Annotated in this window: 19 protein-coding genes and 1 pseudogene; 8 read left to right on the forward strand and 12 right to left on the reverse strand. The window is 62.3% G+C overall.

Annotation, left to right across the window (positions count from 1 at the left end; genetic code table 11):
- Positions 1 to 126: 126 nt before the first annotated feature.
- Positions 127 to 771, forward strand: coding sequence for a DNA alkylation repair protein (locus tag ASPU41_RS17445; RefSeq protein ID WP_197515862.1), 645 nt, complete (start codon positions 127 to 129; stop codon positions 769 to 771).
- Between the two features lie 299 nt (positions 772 to 1,070).
- Here the strand turns inward: ASPU41_RS17445 and ASPU41_RS17450 are convergent, their stop codons facing one another.
- Positions 1,071 to 2,105: an IS30 family transposase gene (locus tag ASPU41_RS17450; RefSeq protein WP_069952410.1), complete on the reverse strand. Its 1,035-nt coding sequence runs from the start codon at positions 2,103 to 2,105 to the stop codon at positions 1,071 to 1,073.
- Positions 2,106 to 2,116: 11 nt separating this feature from the next.
- A complete protein-coding gene (gene glgX / locus ASPU41_RS17455; protein ID WP_083266596.1) occupies positions 2,117 to 4,129 on the reverse strand; it encodes a glycogen debranching protein GlgX in 2,013 nt (670 codons plus the stop codon).
- A 171-nt stretch (positions 4,130 to 4,300) separates the two neighbouring features.
- Here glgX and ASPU41_RS17460 point away from each other — a divergent pair, with 171 nt between their 5' ends.
- Positions 4,301 to 4,525 carry a three-helix bundle dimerization domain-containing protein gene (locus ASPU41_RS17460; RefSeq protein WP_069952783.1) on the forward strand — a complete coding sequence of 75 codons (225 nt, stop codon included), beginning with the start codon at positions 4,301 to 4,303 and terminating at the stop codon, positions 4,523 to 4,525.
- Between the two features lie 191 nt (positions 4,526 to 4,716).
- Here the strand turns inward: ASPU41_RS17460 and ASPU41_RS17465 are convergent, their stop codons facing one another.
- Positions 4,717 to 5,514, reverse strand: coding sequence for a dioxygenase family protein (locus ASPU41_RS17465; protein ID WP_069951989.1), 798 nt, complete (start codon positions 5,512 to 5,514; stop codon positions 4,717 to 4,719).
- Between the two features lie 436 nt (positions 5,515 to 5,950).
- Complete coding sequence (locus ASPU41_RS17470; RefSeq protein ID WP_069951990.1) at positions 5,951 to 6,487, reverse strand: flavodoxin domain-containing protein; 537 nt, start codon at positions 6,485 to 6,487, stop codon at positions 5,951 to 5,953.
- An 830-nt stretch (positions 6,488 to 7,317) separates the two neighbouring features.
- Here ASPU41_RS17470 and ASPU41_RS22780 point away from each other — a divergent pair.
- Positions 7,318 to 7,488, forward strand: a complete 171-nt coding sequence (locus ASPU41_RS22780; protein ID WP_157357037.1) for a hypothetical protein — start codon at positions 7,318 to 7,320, stop codon at positions 7,486 to 7,488.
- Between the two features lie 347 nt (positions 7,489 to 7,835).
- A pseudogene (locus ASPU41_RS22265) lies at positions 7,836 to 7,991 on the forward strand (IS110 family transposase); the annotation flags it as partial.
- Between the two features lie 292 nt (positions 7,992 to 8,283).
- Here ASPU41_RS22265 and ASPU41_RS17475 read toward each other — a convergent pair.
- Both ASPU41_RS17475 and ASPU41_RS17480 read right to left on the reverse strand, forming a co-directional pair.
- The gene (locus ASPU41_RS17475; RefSeq protein ID WP_069952784.1) at positions 8,284 to 9,039 is read right to left on the reverse strand and encodes a GAF and ANTAR domain-containing protein; all 756 of its coding nucleotides are present in this window, start codon (positions 9,037 to 9,039) and stop codon (positions 8,284 to 8,286) included.
- 322 nt (positions 9,040 to 9,361) lie between these two features.
- Positions 9,362 to 10,897: an alkaline phosphatase D family protein gene (locus ASPU41_RS17480; protein WP_069951991.1), complete on the reverse strand. Its 1,536-nt coding sequence runs from the start codon at positions 10,895 to 10,897 to the stop codon at positions 9,362 to 9,364.
- Positions 10,898 to 11,195: 298 nt separating this feature from the next.
- Between ASPU41_RS17480 and ASPU41_RS17485 the strand changes: the two genes are divergently transcribed.
- Positions 11,196 to 12,134, forward strand: a complete 939-nt coding sequence (locus ASPU41_RS17485; protein ID WP_083266597.1) for a metallophosphoesterase — start codon at positions 11,196 to 11,198, stop codon at positions 12,132 to 12,134.
- Positions 12,135 to 12,349: 215 nt separating this feature from the next.
- Here the strand turns inward: ASPU41_RS17485 and ASPU41_RS17490 are convergent, their stop codons facing one another.
- Positions 12,350 to 12,829, reverse strand: coding sequence for a hypothetical protein (locus tag ASPU41_RS17490; RefSeq protein WP_069951992.1), 480 nt, complete (start codon positions 12,827 to 12,829; stop codon positions 12,350 to 12,352).
- Positions 12,830 to 13,065: 236 nt separating this feature from the next.
- Between ASPU41_RS17490 and ASPU41_RS17495 the strand changes: the two genes are divergently transcribed.
- Positions 13,066 to 13,485 (forward strand): hypothetical protein, encoded by a 420-nt coding sequence (locus ASPU41_RS17495; protein ID WP_157357038.1) that lies wholly within the window; start codon positions 13,066 to 13,068, stop codon positions 13,483 to 13,485.
- Here the strand turns inward: ASPU41_RS17495 and ASPU41_RS24120 are convergent.
- Positions 13,425 to 13,919 (reverse strand): helix-turn-helix transcriptional regulator, encoded by a 495-nt coding sequence (locus ASPU41_RS24120; RefSeq protein WP_442856255.1) that lies wholly within the window; start codon positions 13,917 to 13,919, stop codon positions 13,425 to 13,427. The genes ASPU41_RS17495 and ASPU41_RS24120 overlap by 61 nt on opposite strands.
- Between ASPU41_RS24120 and ASPU41_RS23115 the strand changes: the two genes are divergently transcribed.
- Both ASPU41_RS23115 and ASPU41_RS17505 read left to right on the forward strand, forming a co-directional pair.
- The gene (locus ASPU41_RS23115) at positions 13,854 to 14,027 is read left to right on the forward strand and encodes a hypothetical protein (protein ID WP_197515699.1); all 174 of its coding nucleotides are present in this window, start codon (positions 13,854 to 13,856) and stop codon (positions 14,025 to 14,027) included. The two genes, ASPU41_RS24120 and ASPU41_RS23115, sit on opposite strands and share 66 nt — an antisense overlap.
- A 190-nt stretch (positions 14,028 to 14,217) precedes the next feature.
- A complete protein-coding gene (locus ASPU41_RS17505; RefSeq protein WP_197515700.1) occupies positions 14,218 to 16,647 on the forward strand; it encodes a TrlF family AAA-like ATPase in 2,430 nt (809 codons plus the stop codon).
- A gap of 130 nt (positions 16,648 to 16,777) precedes the next feature.
- Here ASPU41_RS17505 and nrdF read toward each other — a convergent pair whose 3' ends face one another.
- The 4 genes from nrdF to nrdH all read right to left on the reverse strand — a co-directional run bounded on the left by nrdF (position 16,778) and on the right by nrdH (position 20,760).
- The gene (gene nrdF / locus ASPU41_RS17510; protein ID WP_024368367.1) at positions 16,778 to 17,752 is read right to left on the reverse strand and encodes a class 1b ribonucleoside-diphosphate reductase subunit beta; all 975 of its coding nucleotides are present in this window, start codon (positions 17,750 to 17,752) and stop codon (positions 16,778 to 16,780) included.
- Positions 17,753 to 17,842: 90 nt separating this feature from the next.
- Complete coding sequence (gene nrdE / locus ASPU41_RS17515; RefSeq protein ID WP_069952786.1) at positions 17,843 to 19,963, reverse strand: class 1b ribonucleoside-diphosphate reductase subunit alpha; 2,121 nt, start codon at positions 19,961 to 19,963, stop codon at positions 17,843 to 17,845.
- Between the two features lie 38 nt (positions 19,964 to 20,001).
- Positions 20,002 to 20,472: a class Ib ribonucleoside-diphosphate reductase assembly flavoprotein NrdI gene (gene nrdI, locus ASPU41_RS17520; RefSeq protein ID WP_069951996.1), complete on the reverse strand. Its 471-nt coding sequence runs from the start codon at positions 20,470 to 20,472 to the stop codon at positions 20,002 to 20,004.
- 42 nt (positions 20,473 to 20,514) lie between these two features.
- Positions 20,515 to 20,760 (reverse strand): glutaredoxin-like protein NrdH, encoded by a 246-nt coding sequence (gene nrdH / locus ASPU41_RS17525; RefSeq protein WP_069951997.1) that lies wholly within the window; start codon positions 20,758 to 20,760, stop codon positions 20,515 to 20,517.
- Positions 20,761 to 20,952 lie beyond the last annotated feature (192 nt).

Here is a 20,952-nt window from a genome sequence, read left to right on the forward strand (position 1 = left end):
GGCCCCCGAGCGAAACGCTTACCTGCCGGCTCGGTGACTGTGCTTCCTAGTAGGCTCAAGCCCACATGTGACTGACAGGAGGCTGCAGTGGCCGAAACACTGACTGAGACAACGGTGGCCGAGGTGATGGCCGAGCTGGCCGGGCTTGAGGATCCGAGGGCACGCGCGGTGAACGAGAAACACGGTGACGATCACGGCGTGAACCTCAGCAAACTGCGCGCGCTCGCGAAACGGCTGAAGACGCAGCCCGTCCTCGCGCGCCGGCTCTGGGCGACGGGTGACACCGCGGCGAGACTGCTGGCGATCCTGATCTGCCGCCCGAAGGCGCTTGGGCGTGACGAGCTGGACGGCATGCTGCGCGAGGCGCGGTCCCCCAAGGTGCACGACTGGCTGGTGAACTACGTGGTGAAGAAGAACCCGCACTCCGAAGAGCTGCGCCGGGTGTGGTCCGCCGATCCGGATCCGGTGGTGGCGAGCGCCGGCTGGGCGCTGACCACCGAACGCGTGGCGAAAGAGCCCGAGGGCCTCGACCTGCCAGGACTGCTCGACGTCATCGAGGCGGAGATGAAAAACGCCCCGGACCGTTTGCAGTGGGCGATGAACCACTGCCTGGCGCAGATCGGAATCGAGCATGCCGGGCTGCGTGCCCGCGCACTCGACATCGGCGAGCGCCTGGAAGTGCTCAAGGACTATCCGACTCCCCCGGGCTGCACGTCCCCATTCGCGCCTGCCTGGATAAACGAGATGGTGCGGCGGCAGGAGGATAAATAGGGAGACGTTCGCGTTCGGGGTTCGTGCCGGACAGTGCGAGGTGACGGCGGGAATCTGCGCCGATGAGTATGCGATAGCCGTCAGTGTCCTCGAGCGCGCGAGTGACGATGCCGACCGGCGAATAACGTCCCGGGCAGACCCGACGTTGCAGGCCGCGGCGCTATTCCTCGACGGAGCGGAGGATCCAGCTGGTGCGTGCGGGTATTTTGTAGACGGCGCCTGCATGGACCCTTGTCGGGGCCGGGCCGTCCCAGCTTGTCAGGGCAACTTCCCACTGCGCCGGAAAGTACTCGGCGGTGTCAACCCGTCTTAGCAACGTCGTCGTTGAGTAGCTTGGTGAATACTTCCCTCGGTGTGAAGTAGCCCAGGACGGCGCGTGGTCTGTCGTTGAGTTCATCGGCGATGGAGTCCAGGAACGGCTGGTGGCTGGGAAGGACTTCGCCTTTGGGCAGGTATTCCCGGATGAGGCCGTTGGTGTTTTCGTTGCTGGGCCGCTCCCACGGTGAGTGCGGGTGGGCGAAGTACACGGGCAGGTCCGTGGCGAGTGTCAGCTGGGCGTGGCGGGCCATTTCGGTGCCCTGGTCCCAGGTCAGGGATCCGCGCATCAGTGCCGGCAGGTCATTGACTTTCTCGATCAGCACATCGGCCAGTCCTGCAGACTTTTTGCCGTCGGGAAGGCCGAGCATGATCAGGAATCTGCTGTTCCGCTCCACCAGCGTGGCCACAGCGGTCCTGCCGGCCTTGCCGACCACGAGATCCCCTTCCCACGCCCCTGGAACCCGCCGGTCCGCGGCCTCTTCCGGGCGGTCATCGATGCTGACCATGCCGATGATCCTCCCGCCTGTCCGCTCACCCAACGGCTTGCGGGTTTTTCGCTTGGTTCGTTTGGACTGCAGCAGGATCCCGGACTTCGCCAGCTCGCCCTTGGGCAGGGCGTAGATCCACCGGTAGATGGCCTCGTGGGAGACGGTCCGGCCTTGCGCGTCAGGAGATTTAACCATGGTCTCAACGCTGGTCTCCGTGGCTTCCAAACGCAAGCGCCCGGCGATCTGCCGCGGCGTCCTGGACCGGAACAGGTCAGCCTTCACCCGTGCCGCGAGGACAGGATCGGTGTCCATCTTCCGGGCCTGCGGACGGCTGCGTTTCCGCTCCGCCCTCACGTCTGCGGTGACAGGGCGGTAGCCACGGGTCTTGGTGGAATTCCGCCGCCGTTCACGCCACACGATCGTGTGGTCCCGGCCGATATCGGACCCGATCTGCCGGTCCGTTTTACCGGCCTGAAGCCCCACCGCGATATCCGCCCGATCCGAAAAAGTCAACGCCCTGCGCGCCACCGGCAACCCCTCTATTCAACGTGTTGTTGCTTCGAGGGTATGACACCGCCCTCCTTTGGCGTTTGGTGCAGCACATCCTTCGAGGAAGCGTTAAAAACGATGAGAAAGTCGTCTTCGGGTTCGTTCCGGCGGGTCCGGACGCCCCTGCCGCTCAGGTAGCAGGCGAGGGATTTTCCCCAGGACTGGTCCCACTGGCTTCCTGACCGGGGTGATCCGTCGGCATTGAGCCACAGGATGTCGGGCAGCCTGAGTCCCTCTGCCGGAGCGACCGGCCTCCCGTCGAAGTAGGTGCGGCGGCGGAACACCGGGTGGTCCCGGCGCAGCGTGGCCAGCTTCGAGCTGAAATCGATCATATTCTCGTCCGCCAAAGCCCAATTGATCCACGAGATCTCGTTGTCCTGGCAGTAGGCGTTGTTGTTGCCTCCCTGGCTGTGGCCCAGTTCGTCGCCGTGGCGCAGCATGGGGACGCCCTGGGCGAGGACGCAGGTAATCATGAGGTTGCGCATTTGGCGCGCGCGGAGGGCGGTGATCTCCGGGTCGGTGGTGGGTCCCTCGGCGCCGCAGTTCCAGGAATAGTTGTTGGGCTCGCCGTCGCGGTCGTCCTCGCCGTTCGCCATGTTGTGCTTGTGGTCGTACGAGACGAGGTCCCGCAGCGTGAAGCCGTCGTGGGCGGTGACAAAGTTTACGGACGCGCTTGGCTGGCGGCCGTCGTCCTGATAAAGATCGGCGGAGCCTGTGAGGCGGTTTGCCAGCTCGGCGGTGAGACCCGGTGTACCGCGCCAGAAGTCGCGGGCGACGTCGCGGAATTTGCCGTTCCATTCCACCCACCGTAGGGGAAAGTTTCCGAGCTGGTAGCCCTCGGGGCCGAGGTCCCACGGTTCGGCGATGAGCTTGACCCCGTCAAGCACAGGGTCTGCGTTGATCAATTCGAAGAATGCGGACAGCATGTCGACCCGGTCCGAGGCGCGGGCCAACGCAGGGGCGAGATCGAACCGGAATCCGTCGACGTGCATCTCCTCCACCCAGTAATGGAGCGAATCCATCACCATGCGCAGGACCGTCGGCGAACCCACGTTCAGGGTGTTGCGGGTTCCGGTGTAGTCCTGATAGTTGGCCTCGTCGCCGGGGACCAGATGGTAGTAGGCACTGTTGTCGATTCCGCGGAAGCACAGGTTGGGTCCGTCGGCGCCGCCTTCGGCGGAGTGGTTGTAGACGACGTCGAGGATCACTTCGATGCCTGCCTGGTGGAGGGCCTTGACCATGTCTTTGAACTCGGCGACCTGACCTCCGGGCCGCAGCACGCCGGAGTCCACCGCATAGGCGTTGTGGGGTGCGAAATAGCCGATGGGGTTGTAGCCCCAGTAGTTTGACCTGCCATCGCCGGGTTCGTCGGTGACGAACTGCTGGACCGGGAGCAGTTCCACCGCGGTCACGCCGATCCGCTTGAGGTGCGCAATGACGGACGGATGCACCAACCCCGCGTAGGTACCGCGCTCGAGGGCGGGAACGTCAGGGTGCAGCCTGGTCATGCCCTTGACGTGGGCCTCGTAGATGACTGTCCGGTTCAGGGGAGTTGCGGGGCGGGTGTCCGTTTCCCAGTCGTAGGCGGTGTCGACCAGGACGGAGACGAAGGTTTGGCTCCGGTTGTCCCTCATGTCCGGCGTGGACGGGTCGTTGAGGTCGAAGGCATACAACTCGGGTCCCCAGATGAGCCGGCCGTCGATGGCCTTGGCGTACGGGTCCAGCAGGAATTTGTGCGGATTGTGGCGGAGGCCCCGGGCCGGCTCCCAAGGTCCGTCGACGCGGTAGCCGTAACGCTGGCCGGCCCGGAGCCCTGGCAGGTGCGCGGTCCAAACCTCGTCGTCCAGGGCCATGGGGTGCAGGGTCTCGACGCCGGCGTTGTCCACCAGGCACAGGTCGACAGCGGTCGCCGTGGTGGAGACCAGCGCGAAGTCCGCGCCCTCTGGGGTCAATGTCGCGCCGAGGGCCGCGGTGGGGCGTCGGACATCCGGGAGTGCTTCCACGGCGCCATGCTACGTGGCAACGGCGAACATCAGGGGCGCGGGAGCTTGTTCCTGGAGCGTGTCGGGTTAACTTGATGCCCCCGGTAGCCGGGCGCTGCGAAAGGCCTCGATTGTGAAACCTTGTCCGCAGGATTGGTTGACGCCGGTTCTGCCCCGGGTAACACTGTCGAGGTGAGCGAATCGGAAAAAGAAACCATTGTCCGCGCGGTTGTCGACCGGCTGTCAGCCCGTTTTCCGGAGGCGCCGCGGCCGCATATCGCCGGTGTCGTGGGAGAAGAGTATGAGTCCTTGGCCAACGGTCGAATCAGGAGTTACATCCCCACCCTGGTGGAGCATGAGGCGAGGACCCGGCTTCAACGGGAATTTTCCTTCGAGTCCCCTGACGGCCACTTTTAGGCTGTGATCCCCGCATCAGCCGGCAACGGCTGAGCCGTCACGTGGGACTCCGCGCGCTTTGATCCCGAGCCCTGGAAACCGCCAGGGTCATGCCCTTTGAATCCTCGGGCTTTGTTGAATCCGTCCTTTGCCGAGCCGCCGGGAAGCTGGCGAATGCTTGCCGCGAGGGCCTTGCGTTCAGAGTGTTTGGCTTAGGTCAGAGTCCATGAGCGTTTTGACAGGCCGAACCAGAACCCTTCGATGGCGGTTTTGGCGTGCAGGTCGCCGGAGCCGTAGGCTGCGCCGAGCGCCACATACAGCGGGGCCCAGTGTTCGCTGCGAGGGTGCGCCTCGCGGGCTGCCGGGGCCTTGTGGAGGAAATCCAGGATGGAGTCGACGTCGCCGCGCGCCATTGCTTCCTCCGCCCATTGATCGAACTCACGGGAGACCGAGGGCGGGGCACTGTCGGGTCCGCCGGCGGGGTTGAACCAGCGCAGATTGTGCGTGGTGAACCCCGAACCGACAATCAGCGTGCCGCGGTCGCGCAACGGCGCCAGCGACTTGCCCAGATCAAACAGGCCCTGCGGATCAAGGGTGGGCATGGACATTTGCACGACCGGTACATCCGCGTCCGGGAACATCTCCTTGAGCGGGACGTAGGCGCCGTGGTCCAAGCCGCGGTTCTCGTCGCGCTCGACATGGTGGCCATGGCCGCCCACGAGCTTCTCCACCTCGGCAGCCAGCCCGGGAGCCTGCGGGGCGTCGTAGGTGACGTCGTAGTACTTCTGGGGGAAACCGCCGAAGTCATAGACGAGACCCGGTTTGCGCCCGGTGGCGCTGAGCGTGACCGGGGCGTTTTCCCAGTGGGCGGACACCATGAGGATGTCCCTGGGCTTGTCAAAGGTGCCGGCCCAATCGTTGAGTTCGCGGGTCCAGGTGCTGTCGTCAGCCAGCGGCGGCGCACCATGGCTGAGGAAGAGTACTGGAGGGCGGTCGAGTGTCGTTGTCATGACAGCATTCTATCCGGTTTTACTTGAAGGTTCAAGCGTCCGAGCTTGCTCCTTGCCAATCAGACGCACCAGCTGCCAGCAGATAGCCGGCACCGAAAACGGGCCCCGCACGTGGGCCGGGCCGGGCCGGGACCGAGAACCACCAGCACGGGGTCACGATCACCAGGTGCTCGCACCAGCGCATCGTCGCGGGCGTTCGCCAGCGGCGGCTCCAGCGGCTGGGGGTGGGTGAAACCGCCGGGAAGGACCGGGGCGAAGTCCATCTCCCTCAGCATCAGGTGCTCGACCTCGTGACCGGCAGCGCGGGCACCTTCCACCTAGGCCCGTGCCAGAGCGTCGCAGTAGCTGCCGGCGTCGGGATGACCGTCGATCGCCAGAACCCGCGTATCGTCCTCCAAACTGCATCCTTCGCTCCGGGGCGTCAGCACATCCCGGGTCACGAGTGGTCGGTGGCGGCTCTGGGGTCCCCTGCCAGCTGCGCGGCGATGTCCCGGGCCCATCCCTCGATCTCCCCCCATTCCCGGTAGTCACCGAAATGGATGCCCAGGGCCCGGACCAGCATCCCGGATGAGCGCGGGAACTGTTCAGGCCAGGCGGTCCCGGAGAACAGGTGGTGGCCCCGCGTGCGGACGAGCTCCCGCAGCGCTTGGGCGATCCGCCGGTCCTGCGCCGCACGCCCTGGCTTGCGTAACCACCGGGGCAGTCCGGCGGACATTCCCACGCTGAACAACCACACCGGCCGGGCCCGCAGAGCATCCTGGTGCCGGTGGACGAACTCGGTGGCCTCAGGCAGCCACGCCTGGCCGTGGATCGCACTGCCCAGCACGACCGCAACATAGGTACCGGGATCGGCAATCTCCTGCACCGCCACGACGTCGACCGCCCAGTTCGAGTGCTGCAGGGCACCGGCGATCCAGCGGGCGATCTCCGCCGTCGATCCGTGTGCACTGGCATATCCGACCAGGATCCGCATGCAAGCCACTCCCTTTGTGGGCCATGGTAGTACGGACTAGTGGACGGCAGTAGAGGACCGTTCATAACATTGCCGGCTGGGAACCCAACAGCCGGGTTGACTCGCGCCGGACCCGTTGACGGTTGCGTGTATCGTTCTCCGGCGTCATGCCGCGCCGTTGTAGGGCGCGCCATGCGCCGCTAGCCTTGAAGCCAGCACACCGCACCACCGGCGCGCCAGGCCGTGCGCCGGTTCCACCGAAGAACCCGGGAAGGGTGCCAGCTGTGGAACAACACATGATCCGGCGGCTCACTGGGTGGGCCGCCGTCGGAATGGTGGTTTTCTGGGCGGCCCAGTTCCCGTTGTACCTGGTGAATGCCGTCCGTGGAAATTTACGACGGCGTCGGCGGCGCGGCGGAGGCCTACCGGATCCGTAACATCATCTTCACCAGGATATTGCTTGATCTGGGTCTCTACGTGGCTGCGATGGTCTTCGCTGCCGGACTGGGCCACCTCATTAGTCGAGCCAATCCGGACTACGGGTGGGCGGGGTCGCTGGTGGTTGCTTCCATGGCCGTGTGGGTCGGCGTGACCCTGGTGGCCAACGGATTAGAGGGGGGTCTTGCCCTGGATGCCATGGCACCGGACCCGGACCCGTCAGTGAACCGCGCGCTGACGCTGGCCTACATCCTGATTTACAACAGCTCCATCGCGTTTACAACAGCTCCATCGCGTTCGCCATCACCGGCCTCTTTCTGGGTGCTGCCGGCTGGGCGGCCGCCGCTACCGGCGTCCTTCCGCGTTGGACCCGGTGGGTCGCCTACTTTGGGGTCCTGTTGTGTGCGGCGGCGGTGCCATCCATGTATGGCGGGCCGCTGGACCGGGGCGGTTTCTACAACGCCGCCGGCTGGGGCCCGGTGATTATCGCCAACCCCCCGCCGGCGCTCTGGGTGGTGATCGCGGCGGTGCTGCTGTTGCGTCGGCCTGCCACGCCGCCGGCCGGAGAGGCAGGCAGACGGTGAAGGTTGTGGTGGCTTCTGTGTCCGGACACGGATCCACCTGGGAACCGGGCATGACGTAAGCACATCCTTACGGTGATTGAGGCTGGATTGGGGGCGTTGTAAGCTCTCGACCAACCCAGGGGTGCCGGGTATGGCTAAAAGCTAAACGGCTGGACTTTGCGTCACGGCTCCGAAGGAATGGCCGCCCGGACACCCCGCGATGGCTCGACCGCTAATTGAGAGAAGCGATCCGATCGCGATGTAAGGACACGACGGCGCGGCCATCCGCTTGGGCCCTAACAGGACAACGCGATGGAGGCATACATGCCTGAACTCTGGGCCGGCATCGACGCCGGAAAAGCTCATCAAAAACAGGCGCCAAAGACGCGGCAGTCATCGCCGACCAAGCAAGGATGCGACGGGACCTGCAATCCATCCGCAGCGGCGACCAGATCAGCACCGATCCGCGCCTACTCACCTCACGCCGCAAAGGCCTGGTCTGCGACCGAACACGCGCCCTCGAAGCATCCGGATGCACAGTGTGCACCATGGGCGCCGGCCCTGGAAGTTGGCACTAGGACCGCGCCCGAAGACGGGGTACCGGTGTCGGTTTCCGCCGCCGCAGAATTTGTCACTTGAATTGAAAAAGCCCGAGATACTATCTCCATACGCGCCCCGATGTATCCCCCAATAACATCGGGGGCGCTTCCACGCTCTTAGACGATGTCCAACCCCTGAGAACCGCCGGTCCCGACTACACAGGAGGCCGAAAGTCGGTCAACGCGCCCCGCCGCGCCGTAGCCCTCGGCACCGCCTTCATCGAACCGGTCGTTTTACTCCGGCGATTTCTCCGCTGATCGTCAGATCTTCTGCCACCTCACGCAGTTTCCTGTTGGAGCTGGAGCTGGCGCGGGTAAGGACAAGAAAGGCCTGCTGGGCGCTTAATTTGTAGCGTTCCATCAGGATGCCCTCCGCCTGGCCGATGAGCTGGCGGGACATCAGAGCTTCCTTGAGCTGACTGATTTTCTGGGAGTCGGCGAAAGCCACGGCTGCATGGGCGGCAACGAGCAGCCCAATCTGCTCGGACTCGAGATCAAAAGCGTCCGGCCTGGCTCCGAACAGGTTCAACGCCCCCATCCGGTCGCCTTCGACGAACAACTGGAGTGAAAGCATGCTGCGCGCCCCAAGCTCAACGGCGCCACTGCAGAACGCCGGCCAACGGGTCTCAGTGCTGAGGTCGGGCACCCGCACAATCCGGTGCTCGTAGGCCGCATCCAGGCAAGGCCCTTGCCCGGTGGAACTTTGCAAAGCATCAACCCTGCGGGGGAGGACTCCCGAAGCGATTTTTGCCTCAATCGTCCGACCGGTGACCAAGCTAATGGACGCATCGGCGGCGCCGGGGATGAGCTCGACGGCGGCCTGGACTATTCCGGCCAGGACGGTGTCGAGGTCATCTTCCTGCTGCAGCTCCCTGGCCAGCTCGCCGAGCTGAGCGGCCAGGTCACCGCTGACACCCCCACTCTGTCCTGACGTCCCGGAGGGACCATCCATCTCTGACGCGTCGATGCTCATCGACCCACCTCGTTCTTCCGTTACCTCTGAGCCTATGCCCGACATCCGGCAATAGATCCATCCCGTACCGGACTTATTCTCCAGCGCGGCCAGCACAGTCCCGCTGTCCACAAAAGGGGACACTTCTTGCGGGTTATCCACCGCTACGACTGCGCGACATTCCAGCTGGGCGGGGGCGGGGTACCCTCGACCTCCCTGGCCTCGAAGTGGCTCAGAAGATCGCCAGTGGCCTTCGCCATTACATACCAGGCGTTTTGGCTACTAAGGGATCCAGCCTCTGGGGGCGGCCGGTGTAGTGGTGGCCGCCCCCAGACTGCCGGTCTCAGGCTCGCTGGGCCCCGGGCTGGCCGTTCCGGACCACGAAGGAAGCGTCGACGACGGCTGGCGAAGTGGTATCTGCGGCCGACGCCACCACGAGGTAATCGCTGCGGAACTCGTCCGGGGTCACGGTGCAGCGGGTCCAACCTCGCTTGTCGGGGTTGATGTAGTGGGTGTGCGGGTTGGCTGGCAGGCCATTCTTGATTGCCTGGGCCCAGCCGCAACCGGAGCTGATGGAGGTTCCGACGAACTCTGCGGCGACCACTTTCGAACCCGGGTCCGCGTGGTCGAGCAGGACATCGTTGACGAACGCGGAGTGCCAGTCGCCGCTCAGGATGACGGGGTTAGCCGGGTTCTGCTGGTTGATGAAGTTCGTGAGGCGGTTGCGGGAGACGACGTAGCCGTCCCACTGGTCGTGGTTGACCGAGAGGGTTTCGGACGGGTCATAGTCGTACTGAGCCATCATTGTCTGCTGGGCGATGACGTTCCAACGGGCGGACGATGACGCGAGCCCCTGGAAAAGCCACTGTTCCTGCGCATCACCCATCAGGGTGCGTGAGGGGTCGTAGACGCCGGGGTGCTGCGGTCCGCCCGGGAAGTTATCGGTCAGCTGGTCCGAGCGGTACTGGCGCGTGTCCAGGACGTGAAATCTTGCCAGGTTGCCGTAGTCCAGCCCTCGGTACAGGACCATGTCCGGGCCTGTGGGCCGTTGCGGGCGGCGAAGCGGAAGGTGCTCGTAGTAGGCCTGGAAAGCGTTGGCGCGCAGCTGGAGGAAACGCTGCGGTTCGTTGGAAGCCTCGTTGTCGGCCTGGGACACACCGTCAGCCCAGTTGTTCTCGATTTCGTGGTCATCGAAGGTGACGACGAAAGGGAACCTCGCGTGCGCGGCCTGCAGGTCGGGCGAGCTCTTGTACTTGGCTTGGTTGTTGCGGAAATCGGCCAGCGTCTCGTGGTTTTTGCCCTCGTAGGTGTAGTCGCCCACATGCACGACGAGGTCGAGGTCCTCCTGCGCCATGGTGCGGTAGGCGGCGTAGCGGCCGCCGGCCCACGACTGGCATGAGGCCAATCCGAAGGTGATCCGCCCCGGATCCGATCCGGCCGCCGGTGCAGTGCGGGTGTGCCCGACCGGGCTTTCCTCGCTGCCGACGCGGAAACGGAACCAGTAGTCCGCGGACGGGCGCAGCCCCTCGACCTCGGCGTGCACGGAGTGGGCCAGTTCGGGGATCGCGCTCTCAGTACCTGCTTTGACGACAGTGCGGAATTCCGGGTCGGCGGCAATCTGCCAGTTCACCTGGACCTTATACGGTGGCATGCCGCCCAGCCCGTCTGCTGCCAGGGGCTCGGGTGCCAGACGGGTCCACAACACGATGCCATCGGGGGTAGGGTCACCCGACGCGACGCCCAGGGTGAAGGGGTTCTGCGGAAATTGGGGTTCAGCCCAGGCGGGTGCCGTGGAGAAGCCGTAGATGGCAGCTGTCGCGGCCGCGCCCCCGGACAGGGCGAGGAAACGGCGGCGGGACGTGGCAAAGGTACGGGACAAGTTGTCTCCTGAGGGGGTTCGGCTGATACCCAGCCCATTCAGCCAGTGGGAGCTATGGGGAGTGTGAACCCGTAGTGAACGCACCACGAACCTTGGCGGGAGTCTTGGTCAGGGCCCTTCAGGACGCGTTTGCCACACGAAGTCGGCCGGGGCCCGCACCTGCGTAGCGGGGTGTTTTCTTGTGCGGCACTGCTGCGTCGGTCCTGGTTCATTTGCCCCCCGTACCGTCAGTCCGGGGGCGCCCCCGGCACAAGGCTCAGGCTGGCTAATCAGCCCCCCATAAACAAAGGAATCACGGATGCGCATCCCCACACGACCCTTCATCCCCGCTGTTGCAGCCACGTTGGCTCTTGGCGTGGCAGCGTCCGCGCTGTCCCTGTCCCCGGCCACGGCGGCCCCGGCGTCCGGCGAGGGCAAGCCTCTCTTCGAGTTCGGTGTCGTCGCCGACGTCCAGTACTGCGACTGCGACACGAAGGGAAGCCGCAACTACCGGGGGTCGCTGCAAAAGCTGTCCGAGGCGGCCACCACCTTCAACAGTGCAGACCTGGCCTTCACCATCCAGACCGGTGACCTCATCGACAGGAACAAGGAAAGCTTCGACCAGATCCTTCCCGTTTGGGAGCAGATCCAAGGTCCACGGCACCACATTCTGGGCAACCACGACTTCCCCGTCTACACCGACGAAGTAGAGAGCCTTCTGGGAATGCCAAACCAGTACTACGACTTCAGCCGGGACGGCTTCCGGTTCGTTGCCCTCGACACCAACGACATCAGCACCTACGCGAACGCTCCTGAGTCCCCCAAGCGCGGACAGGCGGAGACCATCCTGGCCGCGAAGACGTGGGAGGGCGACAGCAACGCCCAGTCCTGGAACGGCGGAGTCGGCGAGGAGCAGATGCGCTGGTTCGAGAGCGTGCTCAGTGACGCAGAAGCGAAGGGCGAAAAAACTGTCGTCCTGGGCCACATGCCGGTCGCTCCCCTGAACGAACATAATGCCTGGAACGACTCGGCCATCATCGCAACCATGGAGAAGCACCGTAGCGTTGTTGCCTACCTCAACGGACACAACCATATGGGCAATTACGAAGAGCGCAACGGCATCCACTACGTGAACCTTGAAGGCATGGTGGAGCAGGACACCAACGCCTACTCAGTAATCAAAGTCCACGAGGACCGACTGGTCATCGACGGTTACGGCCGCGAGCCCGACCGCCAGTTGAAATTCGCCTCCAAGTAGGCCAGGGCCGCTCCGCACGTTGACGTTGCCTTGTTCGCGGGAAGTGACCTTGTGTATGTCAGCAGTTCGCAGGGGCGGGTAATCGCAGTCGCGGGTGAGTGGGAGGAGGTCCTGCTCGTCAGGGGTCAGGGAGTCGAGCAGGGCATCGTCCCAAAGCTCGACGCCCCCAGAGCTGCACGAAATCCGGATAGCCTTCCACGTCGTCCATTACGGCACTAAGGAGCTCCTCCGTAGCCTCTTTCCCGGTGCCATCCAACGGGCGGCTGGAGTGTGTTGACTGCGGCGACGGGCAGTGACAGCGGATGCTGTCCGTCGCGGCCTTTGTCGTCCCCGAGTACCTGCGCCTCGTCGCGCATCAGGACAAGCCCGGCCCTTCCGGATTTCACCGCAATGCGAGCTGTGTCCAGGAGGTCGGCTGCCAGGTTGGCTTCCTTCGAATTTGCCGAGCCCCCCAGAGGCACGGTGACATCTTCAAATTCAAATGTCACGGTCGCCAGCGACCGCGCACCGATGATGACGGCCTCCGTCTTCTGCCGAAGGTTCTCGGCCCGCGAAACCTGGGTCTGAACGTCCAGGAGAACATCGTGGAGCACTCCGACGGTCGCGTCTTCGCGGTTGTGTCGAGGCTCCAGCTGCAGCCTGCCGACGGCCCAGTTGAGCTCCCCCTTCGTCACTTCTTCAGAGTGCTTGAGCAACACCGTCTTCCCTACCCCGCGGAGACAGGTAATGCGATAGTTGGCGGGGATCTTGGGTGCTCCCCTGAAACAGAAATTCTTTAGAACTGAATAGCCGGGCAGCTAAGGACTGGTTTGCCCGGCAGCCTCGTCCTGGTTGCCAAAGAGTTCAAGGAGACGCAGTGCCTGGCCGGGCGACTACGGGTTCAGCGCGCTATCCCGGACGCCGATCCGATCTGCCGGGATAGGCTCGCACCATGAAGCGTCGGGGGTTACTTCTTGTGCTGCTGGGTGCGGTGGCCGTTGTGCTGGCTCTGGTGATGTTCAGCCGCGGATCCGGCAGCACCGTCTGCCCGGCCATCGGGTACGCCTACGTCGGCGACGTGGAGTTGGTCTTCCCGCAGGATCCGGTGTCGGTCGCGGCCTGTTTCGGGGAGGGCTGCACTGCCGCCGCCGTGACCAGGAGCCCTGACGGCAAGTGGCTGGTGCCGCAGTCACAGCCCTATCTGGTCCCGCCTGTCAGCGTCACGTCTGTCTACGTTGAAGCGGCGGACTCTTCAGGTGCCCGCATCGCCAGCGCGCTGCCCATCGTGACGGAGCCGACTGGGGAATATCCCTATGGGCGAGAATGCGGAGGACCGGTCAGGTTCAAACCTGTACAGGTGCCGTTCGGCTGAGGCATCATGCACCGATGCCGTGCCGCCAGATGGGCATCCATCTCGGGGAACTGTGTCAGCTTCGTTTTGACCGGGGCAATATCTGCAGTGGATTTATTTGCGTGGCTGGCCACGAGGACGCGGTCCCGGACAGGGTTCTCGTCCAGGATGGCTTCGACAGGGCAGCCCAAAGCCCGGGCAATGGAGATGACATCGTCCATCCTGGCCGCGTGGCTCCCGCTCTCGAGGCGATTCAAGGTGGGCAGCGAGATGCCGGTGAGGGTCTCAAGATTCCGCTGGCTTAGGCCTGCTTCAATGCGGGGTTCGGCGATGGAACATCTCCCCCGATCTCTGAGCCAGTCCATGCCGAATGCTCCTAGAATGACGCCGTGGACACCATCACCCCGGCATACGCCCGTCTCCGCAGCGCCGTCACGGAACGCCTCAACGCCCATGACCTGCCCGGCGTCATGGACCACGGGGCGCCGGAGCCGCCCAGCGCCAAGATGGCTGCCCTGGCCGCTGGCCTGCAGGCCATTCACAGCGGTTTCGTGCAGTCCTAACCAGCTCTCAGCGCAGTCATTATCGACACCCAGAGTGGCCGCCTGCTCAGAGCCGCCCACACAGCGGAACCCGCGAATGCTAGGGATCCGGGAAAGATCAGGCCGCGCCCTTCCGCGTCTGTGGGTGAGCGGACGATGAAGCTGAAGTTTAGGGCCGGTCCGCATGCGACGCCGGCGGCAACATAGGCCAATGACGGACCAATCTCGCGCAGGATTGGTGAGCGCCATGCCGTCCATACCATCGGGCATCTGGCCACTCGATTCTGCTAGCGTCTACCTTGAAGAAGTCAGAAAGACCCTCGAAGACGTCTTTGGAGCTGACGAATCTTGGAGAGGACTTGTCTTTCCTGTGGTGCCAGCGGGTAACGACGGCATCAGACCGGAGGGCAAACTTTCCGGAGCGCGACGCAAGAGAGTTCTCGCCGATAATCTAGATTTATTTACATCAGGGATCTTCGGGAACCCCAATGACGTCGCCTACTATCAAAATGAAGTCGAAGGTTCTAATCGAAAGGAGGACCTTCCTCCAAGGCCAGTGTTTGCCGGATGTGACGCTCACAGCTTCGATGAACTGGAGAGCTGGCTGGGACGCGAATCACGCGGAGCGACCCACAAAAACGTTACATGGATTAAAGCCGACCCAACATTTGAAGGGCTTTTACAAACTGCCATCGAGCCATCGGAGAGGGTCCGGCTTCAGGCAACCAAACCAGACCGAAAGCAGCCGTACCAAGTCATAACTTCGGTCAGCTTCACGGACTCGGCTAACTTTCCGTCCACCGTGACTCTTAATTCGAATCTAGTTTCCATCATTGGAAGCCGTTCCTCAGGAAAGTCGTCCTTACTTGCTCATATTGCCCACGCGGTGGATAGCAAGTATACGAAGAAACAACAACTCGAAAGCGGATTCTTCGGCTCGCTGGAAGAGACTGGGCCGGCAGCCGGCAGAACATGGAAGGACACACCACCGGGGCTATGCGAGGTTACCTGGGGAGACTCTGCGGGCACAATGGGGAAGGTCATCTACATTCCGCAGAATTCTCTCTTCAATCTCAATGAGCGTTCTTCAGAAATTACCGCAAGGATCGAGCCCATCCTCTTTAGAGCCCGCGGTGATTTTGAAATAGCTCACCGAAAGGCGTCCACCGACATCGAAAACATCGGCGGAGAAGTACAGAAATCCCTGAAGAGCTGGTTTTCCAGATCTGCTGAAATTCGGGATTTCTCAGAAAAGATGGCTGATGTTGGTGACCCCGAAGCGATCCGGAAGCAAAAGGAAGCTTTGGCTTCCCAACTAGCCAAACAACGCGCTGATGCCCAATTGCTAAGCGACGATATTGTCAAATACCAGTCTGTCATGGAGCAGTTATCGACGCTTAGCGTAGATAAGGTGAGCAAGCTCGGGGATCTGAGTGCGCTGGGTCCGTACTTCACTTCGGCAGCCGATCAGTCCGAGGACGCGATATCCGCTAATGTGGCAGTGTCAATCACCACATCGCCTACTCCGGCGGCGCTGCCCCTGGCAGTTCAGCAGCCCGCGGCCAAGCTCATATCCGACGCTTCCGCAAGCTTGAGCAAGGCTATTGCAGATCTCCTTGTCGCCCACCACCAGCAGGTAACAGCCAAAGTCGCGGCCATTGAAGTGGAAATCAGCGATTTGAGGGCAGAAAATAGCTCCCTAATCGAACGGAATGAGGCGAATACGGTTGTCGATGAATTGGTCAAGCAGCTCGCTCAGCAAGATAGTGCCCTTGCTCTTATTGACAAGTTCGAACTCGAGCTCAAGTCGCTCGTGGAATCTCGAGACGAAAGCATCTCCAGCCTAGTTTCCAGTTTGGAATGCCGCGCTCAGCTGATTGACAATCACCTCCACTACTTTGCCGACGGGCTTGTGGAAGTCGATGGAATGTATTTCGGTATCGAAGGCGGCCATGATGCGGGGAAGCTGTCAGCTATTTCTCAAGATTTCGATCAGCGATCAAACACGGACTTTGTAGAACGCAATGTCGGCCTAAAGATCGAGCAGGTTCTCGCCAAGCCCTCTGATTTTCTTGAGGCACTGGTTGCGGGGGACCAGAAACTGAAACAAGGGAAGTCAATGACCGCAGTTGCCGAGCAGGTCTTCACGTTTGTGCCTGACTTTCACTTCTTTGCGGAACTCGAAGGCGACAGAATCGGAGGATTTGGCCGGTCGTCGATGACACCAGGGAAACAGGCGATGTTTGCGCTCCAACTCATCCTCAATGAGTCGGATGATCGCTGGCCGCTCTTGATCGACCAGCCTGATGACGACCTAGACAGCCGCTCGATCTACGATCATGTTGTGCCGTACCGGAAAAGGCGCAAAACCGAACGTCAAGTGATTATGGTGACGCATAATGCCAACCTTGTCGTGGGCGCTGACAGCGAGCAAGTCATCGTAGCGAACCGCCATGGATCCGACAGCAAGAACGCTGGGGGCAGGACTTTCGACTACCTAGCTGGGTCCCTCGAGCACACGCTGACCTACAGAGAGAGACCCCACAAACTCGAAAGCTGCGGCATACGTGAACATGCCTGCGAGATTCTGGATGGCGGTACAGAAGCATTTCAGAAACGGAAAGACAAGTACCGCGTTTAGTCTCCGCTCCTGTCACGCCAATATGAATGGCCCCGCACGCGGAGCGTGCAGGGCCATTCAGGTTTCGACATCCTTCATCAAGAAAGAATTGCGGGCCGAAACCTCACAGCTGACGCGGGAAACGACTGATCTAGAAGTCCCAGTCGTCATCTTCAGTATTGACAGCCTTGCCAATGACATATGACGAACCCGACCCGGAGAAGAAGTCGTGGTTCTCGTCGGCGTTCGGCGACAGCGCCGACAGGATGGCCGGGTTCACGTCGGTGACGGAGGCCGGGAACATCGCTTCGTAGCCCAGGTTCATCAGGGCCTTGTTGGCGTTGTAGTGCAGGAACTTCTTGACGTCCTCGGCCAGGCCGACGGAGTCGTAGAGGTCGTGCGTGTACTGGACCTCGTTCTCGTACAGCTCGAAGAGCAGCTCGAACGTGTAGTCCTTGATCTCCTGCTTGCGCTCCTCGGACAGGCCTTCCAGGCCCTTCTGGAACTTGTAGCCGATGTAGTAGCCGTGCACGGCCTCATCGCGGATGATCAGACGGATCAGGTCGGCCGTGTTCGTCAGCTTGGCCCGTGAGGACCAGTACATCGGCAGGTAGAAGCCCGAGTAGAACAGGAAGCTCTCCAGCAGCGTGGAGGCCACCTTGCGCTTCAAGGGATCGTCGCCTTGGTAGTAGTCCATGACGATCTGGGCCTTCTTCTGCAGGTTCACGTTTTCGGTGGACCAGCGGAATGCCTCGTCGATCTCCTTGGTGGAGGCCAGCGTGGAGAAGATGGAGGAGTAGCTCTTGGCGTGCACGGACTCCATGAAGGCAATGTTCGTGTAAACAGCCTCTTCATGAGGGGTGATCGCATCCGGAATCAGCGAGACAGCGCCCACAGTGCCCTGGATGGTGTCCAGCAGTGTCAGACCGGTGAACACGCGCATGGTGAGCTGCTGCTCGTCCGGGGTCAGCGTTGCCCACGACTGGACGTCGTTGGACAGCGGGATTTTCTCCGGCAGCCAGAAGTTGTTGACCAGGCGGTTCCAGACGTCCACGTCCTTGTCGTCCTGGATGCGGTTCCAGTTAATGGCTTCAACGTGGCTAAGCAGCTTGACCTTCTCGGTCATGTCATCCCCTAAAAGTTGGGTTCTTCGTTAAGTTAAGCGTACGACGGCGGGCGGACGCCCGCCGTCGTACTGGCACAATTTAGTTGAATATTAAAGCATGCAGCTGACGCAGCCGTCCACCTCAGTCCCTTCCAGCGCGAGCTGGCGGAGACGGATGTAGTAGATGGTCTTGATGCCCTTCTTCCAGGCGTAGATCTGGGCCTTGTTGATGTCGCGCGTGGTGGCGGTGTCCTTGAAGAACAGCGTCAAGGACAGGCCCTGGTCCACGTGCTGCGTGGCGGCGGCGTAGGTGTCGATGACCTTCTCGTAGCCGATCTCGTACGCGTCCTGGTAGTACTCCAGGTTGTCGTTCGTCAGGTACGGCGCCGGGTAGTACACGCGGCCCAGCTTGCCTTCCTTGCGGATCTCGATCTTGGACGCCACCGGGTGGATCGAGGAGGTGGAGTTGTTGATGTAGGAGATCGAGCCCGTCGGCGGAACGGCCTGCAGGTTCTGGTTGTAGATGCCGTGCTCCATGACGGAAGCCTTCAGCTCGCGCCAGTCATCCTGCGTGGGGATGTGGATGTTCTGGAACAGCTCGGCAACCTTGGCGGTCTGCGGGACCCATTCCTGGTTGGTGTACTTGTCGAAGAACTCACCGGAGGCGTACTTGGACTTCTCGAAGCCGCCGAAGGTCTGGCCGGTCTGGATGGACAGGCGGTTGGAGGCGCGGATCGCGTGGAACACCACCGAGTAGAAGTAGATGTTGGTGAAGTCGATGCCTTCTTCGGAGCCGTAGTGGACCCGCTCGCGGGCCAGGTAGCCGTGCAGGTTCATCTGGCCCAGGCCGATGGCGTGGCTCTGGTCGTTGCCGCGGGCGATCGAGGGCACCGAGGTGATGTTGGACATGTCCGAGACGGCCGAGAGCGCGCGGATGGCGGTCTCGATGGTCAGGCCGAAGTCCGGCGAGTCCATCGCCTTGGCAATGTTCAGCGAACCCAGGTTGCAGGAGATGTCCTTGCCGGTCTGGTCGTAGGACAGGTCATCGTGGTACGTCGTGGGCTGGGAGACCTGGAGGATCTCGGAGCACAGGTTGGACATAATGATCTTGCCGTCGATCGGGTTTTCCCGGTTCACGGTGTCCTCGAACATGATGTACGGGTAGCCGGATTCGAACTGGATCTCGGCGAGGGTCTGGAAGAACTCGCGCGCCTTGATCTTGGTCTTCTTGATCCGCGAATCGTCCACCATCTCGTAGTACTTCTCGGTGACCGAGACGTCGGAGAACGGCATGCCGTAGACGCGTTCGACGTCGTACGGCGAGAACAGGTACATGTCCTCGTCCTTCTTGGCCAGCTCGAAGGTGATGTCCGGGATCACGACGCCGAGCGAGAGGGTCTTGATGCGGATCTTCTCGTCCGCGTTCTCGCGCTTGGTGTCCAGGAAGCGGTAGATGTCCGGGTGGTGGGCGTGCAGGTACACCGCGCCGGCACCCTGGCGGGCACCGAGCTGGTTGGCGTAGGAGAAGCTGTCCTCGAGGAGCTTCATCACGGGGATGACGCCGGAGGACTGGTTCTCGATCTGCTTGATCGGCGCGCCGACCTCGCGGATGTTGGTCAGCGCGAACGCCACGCCGCCGCCGCGCTTGGACAGCTGCAGCGCGGAGTTGATGGAACGGCCGATCGACTCCATGTTGTCTTCGATCCGGAGCAGGAAGCAGGAGACCAGCTCGCCGCGCTGCTTCTTGCCGGCGTTCAGGAACGTCGGGGTGGCCGGCTGGAAGCGGCCCTCGATGATCTCGTCGACCATCTGGGTGGCGAGCTGCTCGTCGCCGCGGGCCAGGTGCAGGGCCACCATGCAGACGCGGTCCTCGTAGCGCTCCAGGAAACGCTTTCCGTCGAACGTCTTCAGCGTGTACGAGGTGTAGAACTTGAACGCGCCCAGGAAGGTCTCGAAGCGGAACTTCTTCTTGTACGCGCGGTTGTAGAGATCGCGGATGAAGTTCATCGTGTACTGGTCGAGGGTTTCGCGCTCGTAGTAGTCGTTCTTGACGAGGTAGTCGAGCTTTTCCTCGAGGTCGTGGAAGAACACGGTGTTGTTGTTCACGTGCTGCAGGAAGTACTGGTGCGCGGCCTCGCGGTCGGCCTCGAACTGGATCTCCCCGTTCGGGCCGTAGAGGTTCAGCATGGCGTTGAGCTCGTGGTAGCCCAGGCCCTGGAAGGCAGCCGGCATCGACGGCTTCTCACCGGGGACCGTGTGCTTCTCCACGGCTACTTCTGTTCTTGCGACAGTCGTGTCCAAAATACTTCCAATCCTTGTTGTACACGGCTGACGTCTTCCGGCGTCCCCATGAGTTCGAATCGATATAGGTGCGGGACCTGGCATTTCGCGGCGATGATGTCACCGGCCATGCAGTAGTTGTCCCCAAAGTTCGTGTTGCCCGCCCCGATCACTCCGCGGATCTGTTGCCGGTTGCGCGGATCGTTCAGAAAGCGGATGACCTGCTTCGGAACGGATCCCTCTCCCCCGGTGCCGCCGTAGGTGGGAAGCACCAGCACATAGGGCTCGGTGGCCACGAGCGCGGGTTCCTTCGCGTGGAGGGGAATCCGTGCCGCGTCGATGCCCAGCTTCCGGACGAAGCGTGCGGTGTTCTCCGACGTGGAGGAGAAGTAGATGAGGTGGCTGCTGGTGGTTTGGACGGTGTCTGCTGCCAGCGGCGTATCGGCTGTTGCCAGTGCCATGGAGTCACTCACCTCATCTGACGTGAATTCTTGCGGAGCGTTTCAGGCTACGGCGACGGCGACAGCCTGCGCCAGTTCCTCGATCTTGTCGGGGCGGAACCCTGACCAGTGGTCCTGGTCGGTAACGACAACCGGGGCCTGCATGTAGCCCAGGGCCTTCAGGCGCTCGAGGGCATCCGCATCCTGCGAGATGTCGACGCTCTGGTAGGTGATGCCCTTCTTGTCCAGCGCGCGGTATGTCGCGTTGCACTGAACACAGGCCGGCTTCGTGTAAACCGTAACGGTCATGGTCCCTGTCCCCTTTTACTAAAGTCTGTATTTTTCGTTCACAGGGCCGGTGCGGGACAGGAATCCTTATCCGTTGCTGGCCCCAATCGGCGGACTTTGCCGCTGGTGGAACTGTAGTCCGATACTACATGCGGCACTACATGTAGTGCGCGATGCCGGCGCGGACCCCTAGATGATGTATTACAAGTATGT

Source organism: Arthrobacter sp. U41, from assembly GCF_001750145.1.
GTDB lineage: Bacteria > Actinomycetota > Actinomycetes > Actinomycetales > Micrococcaceae > Arthrobacter.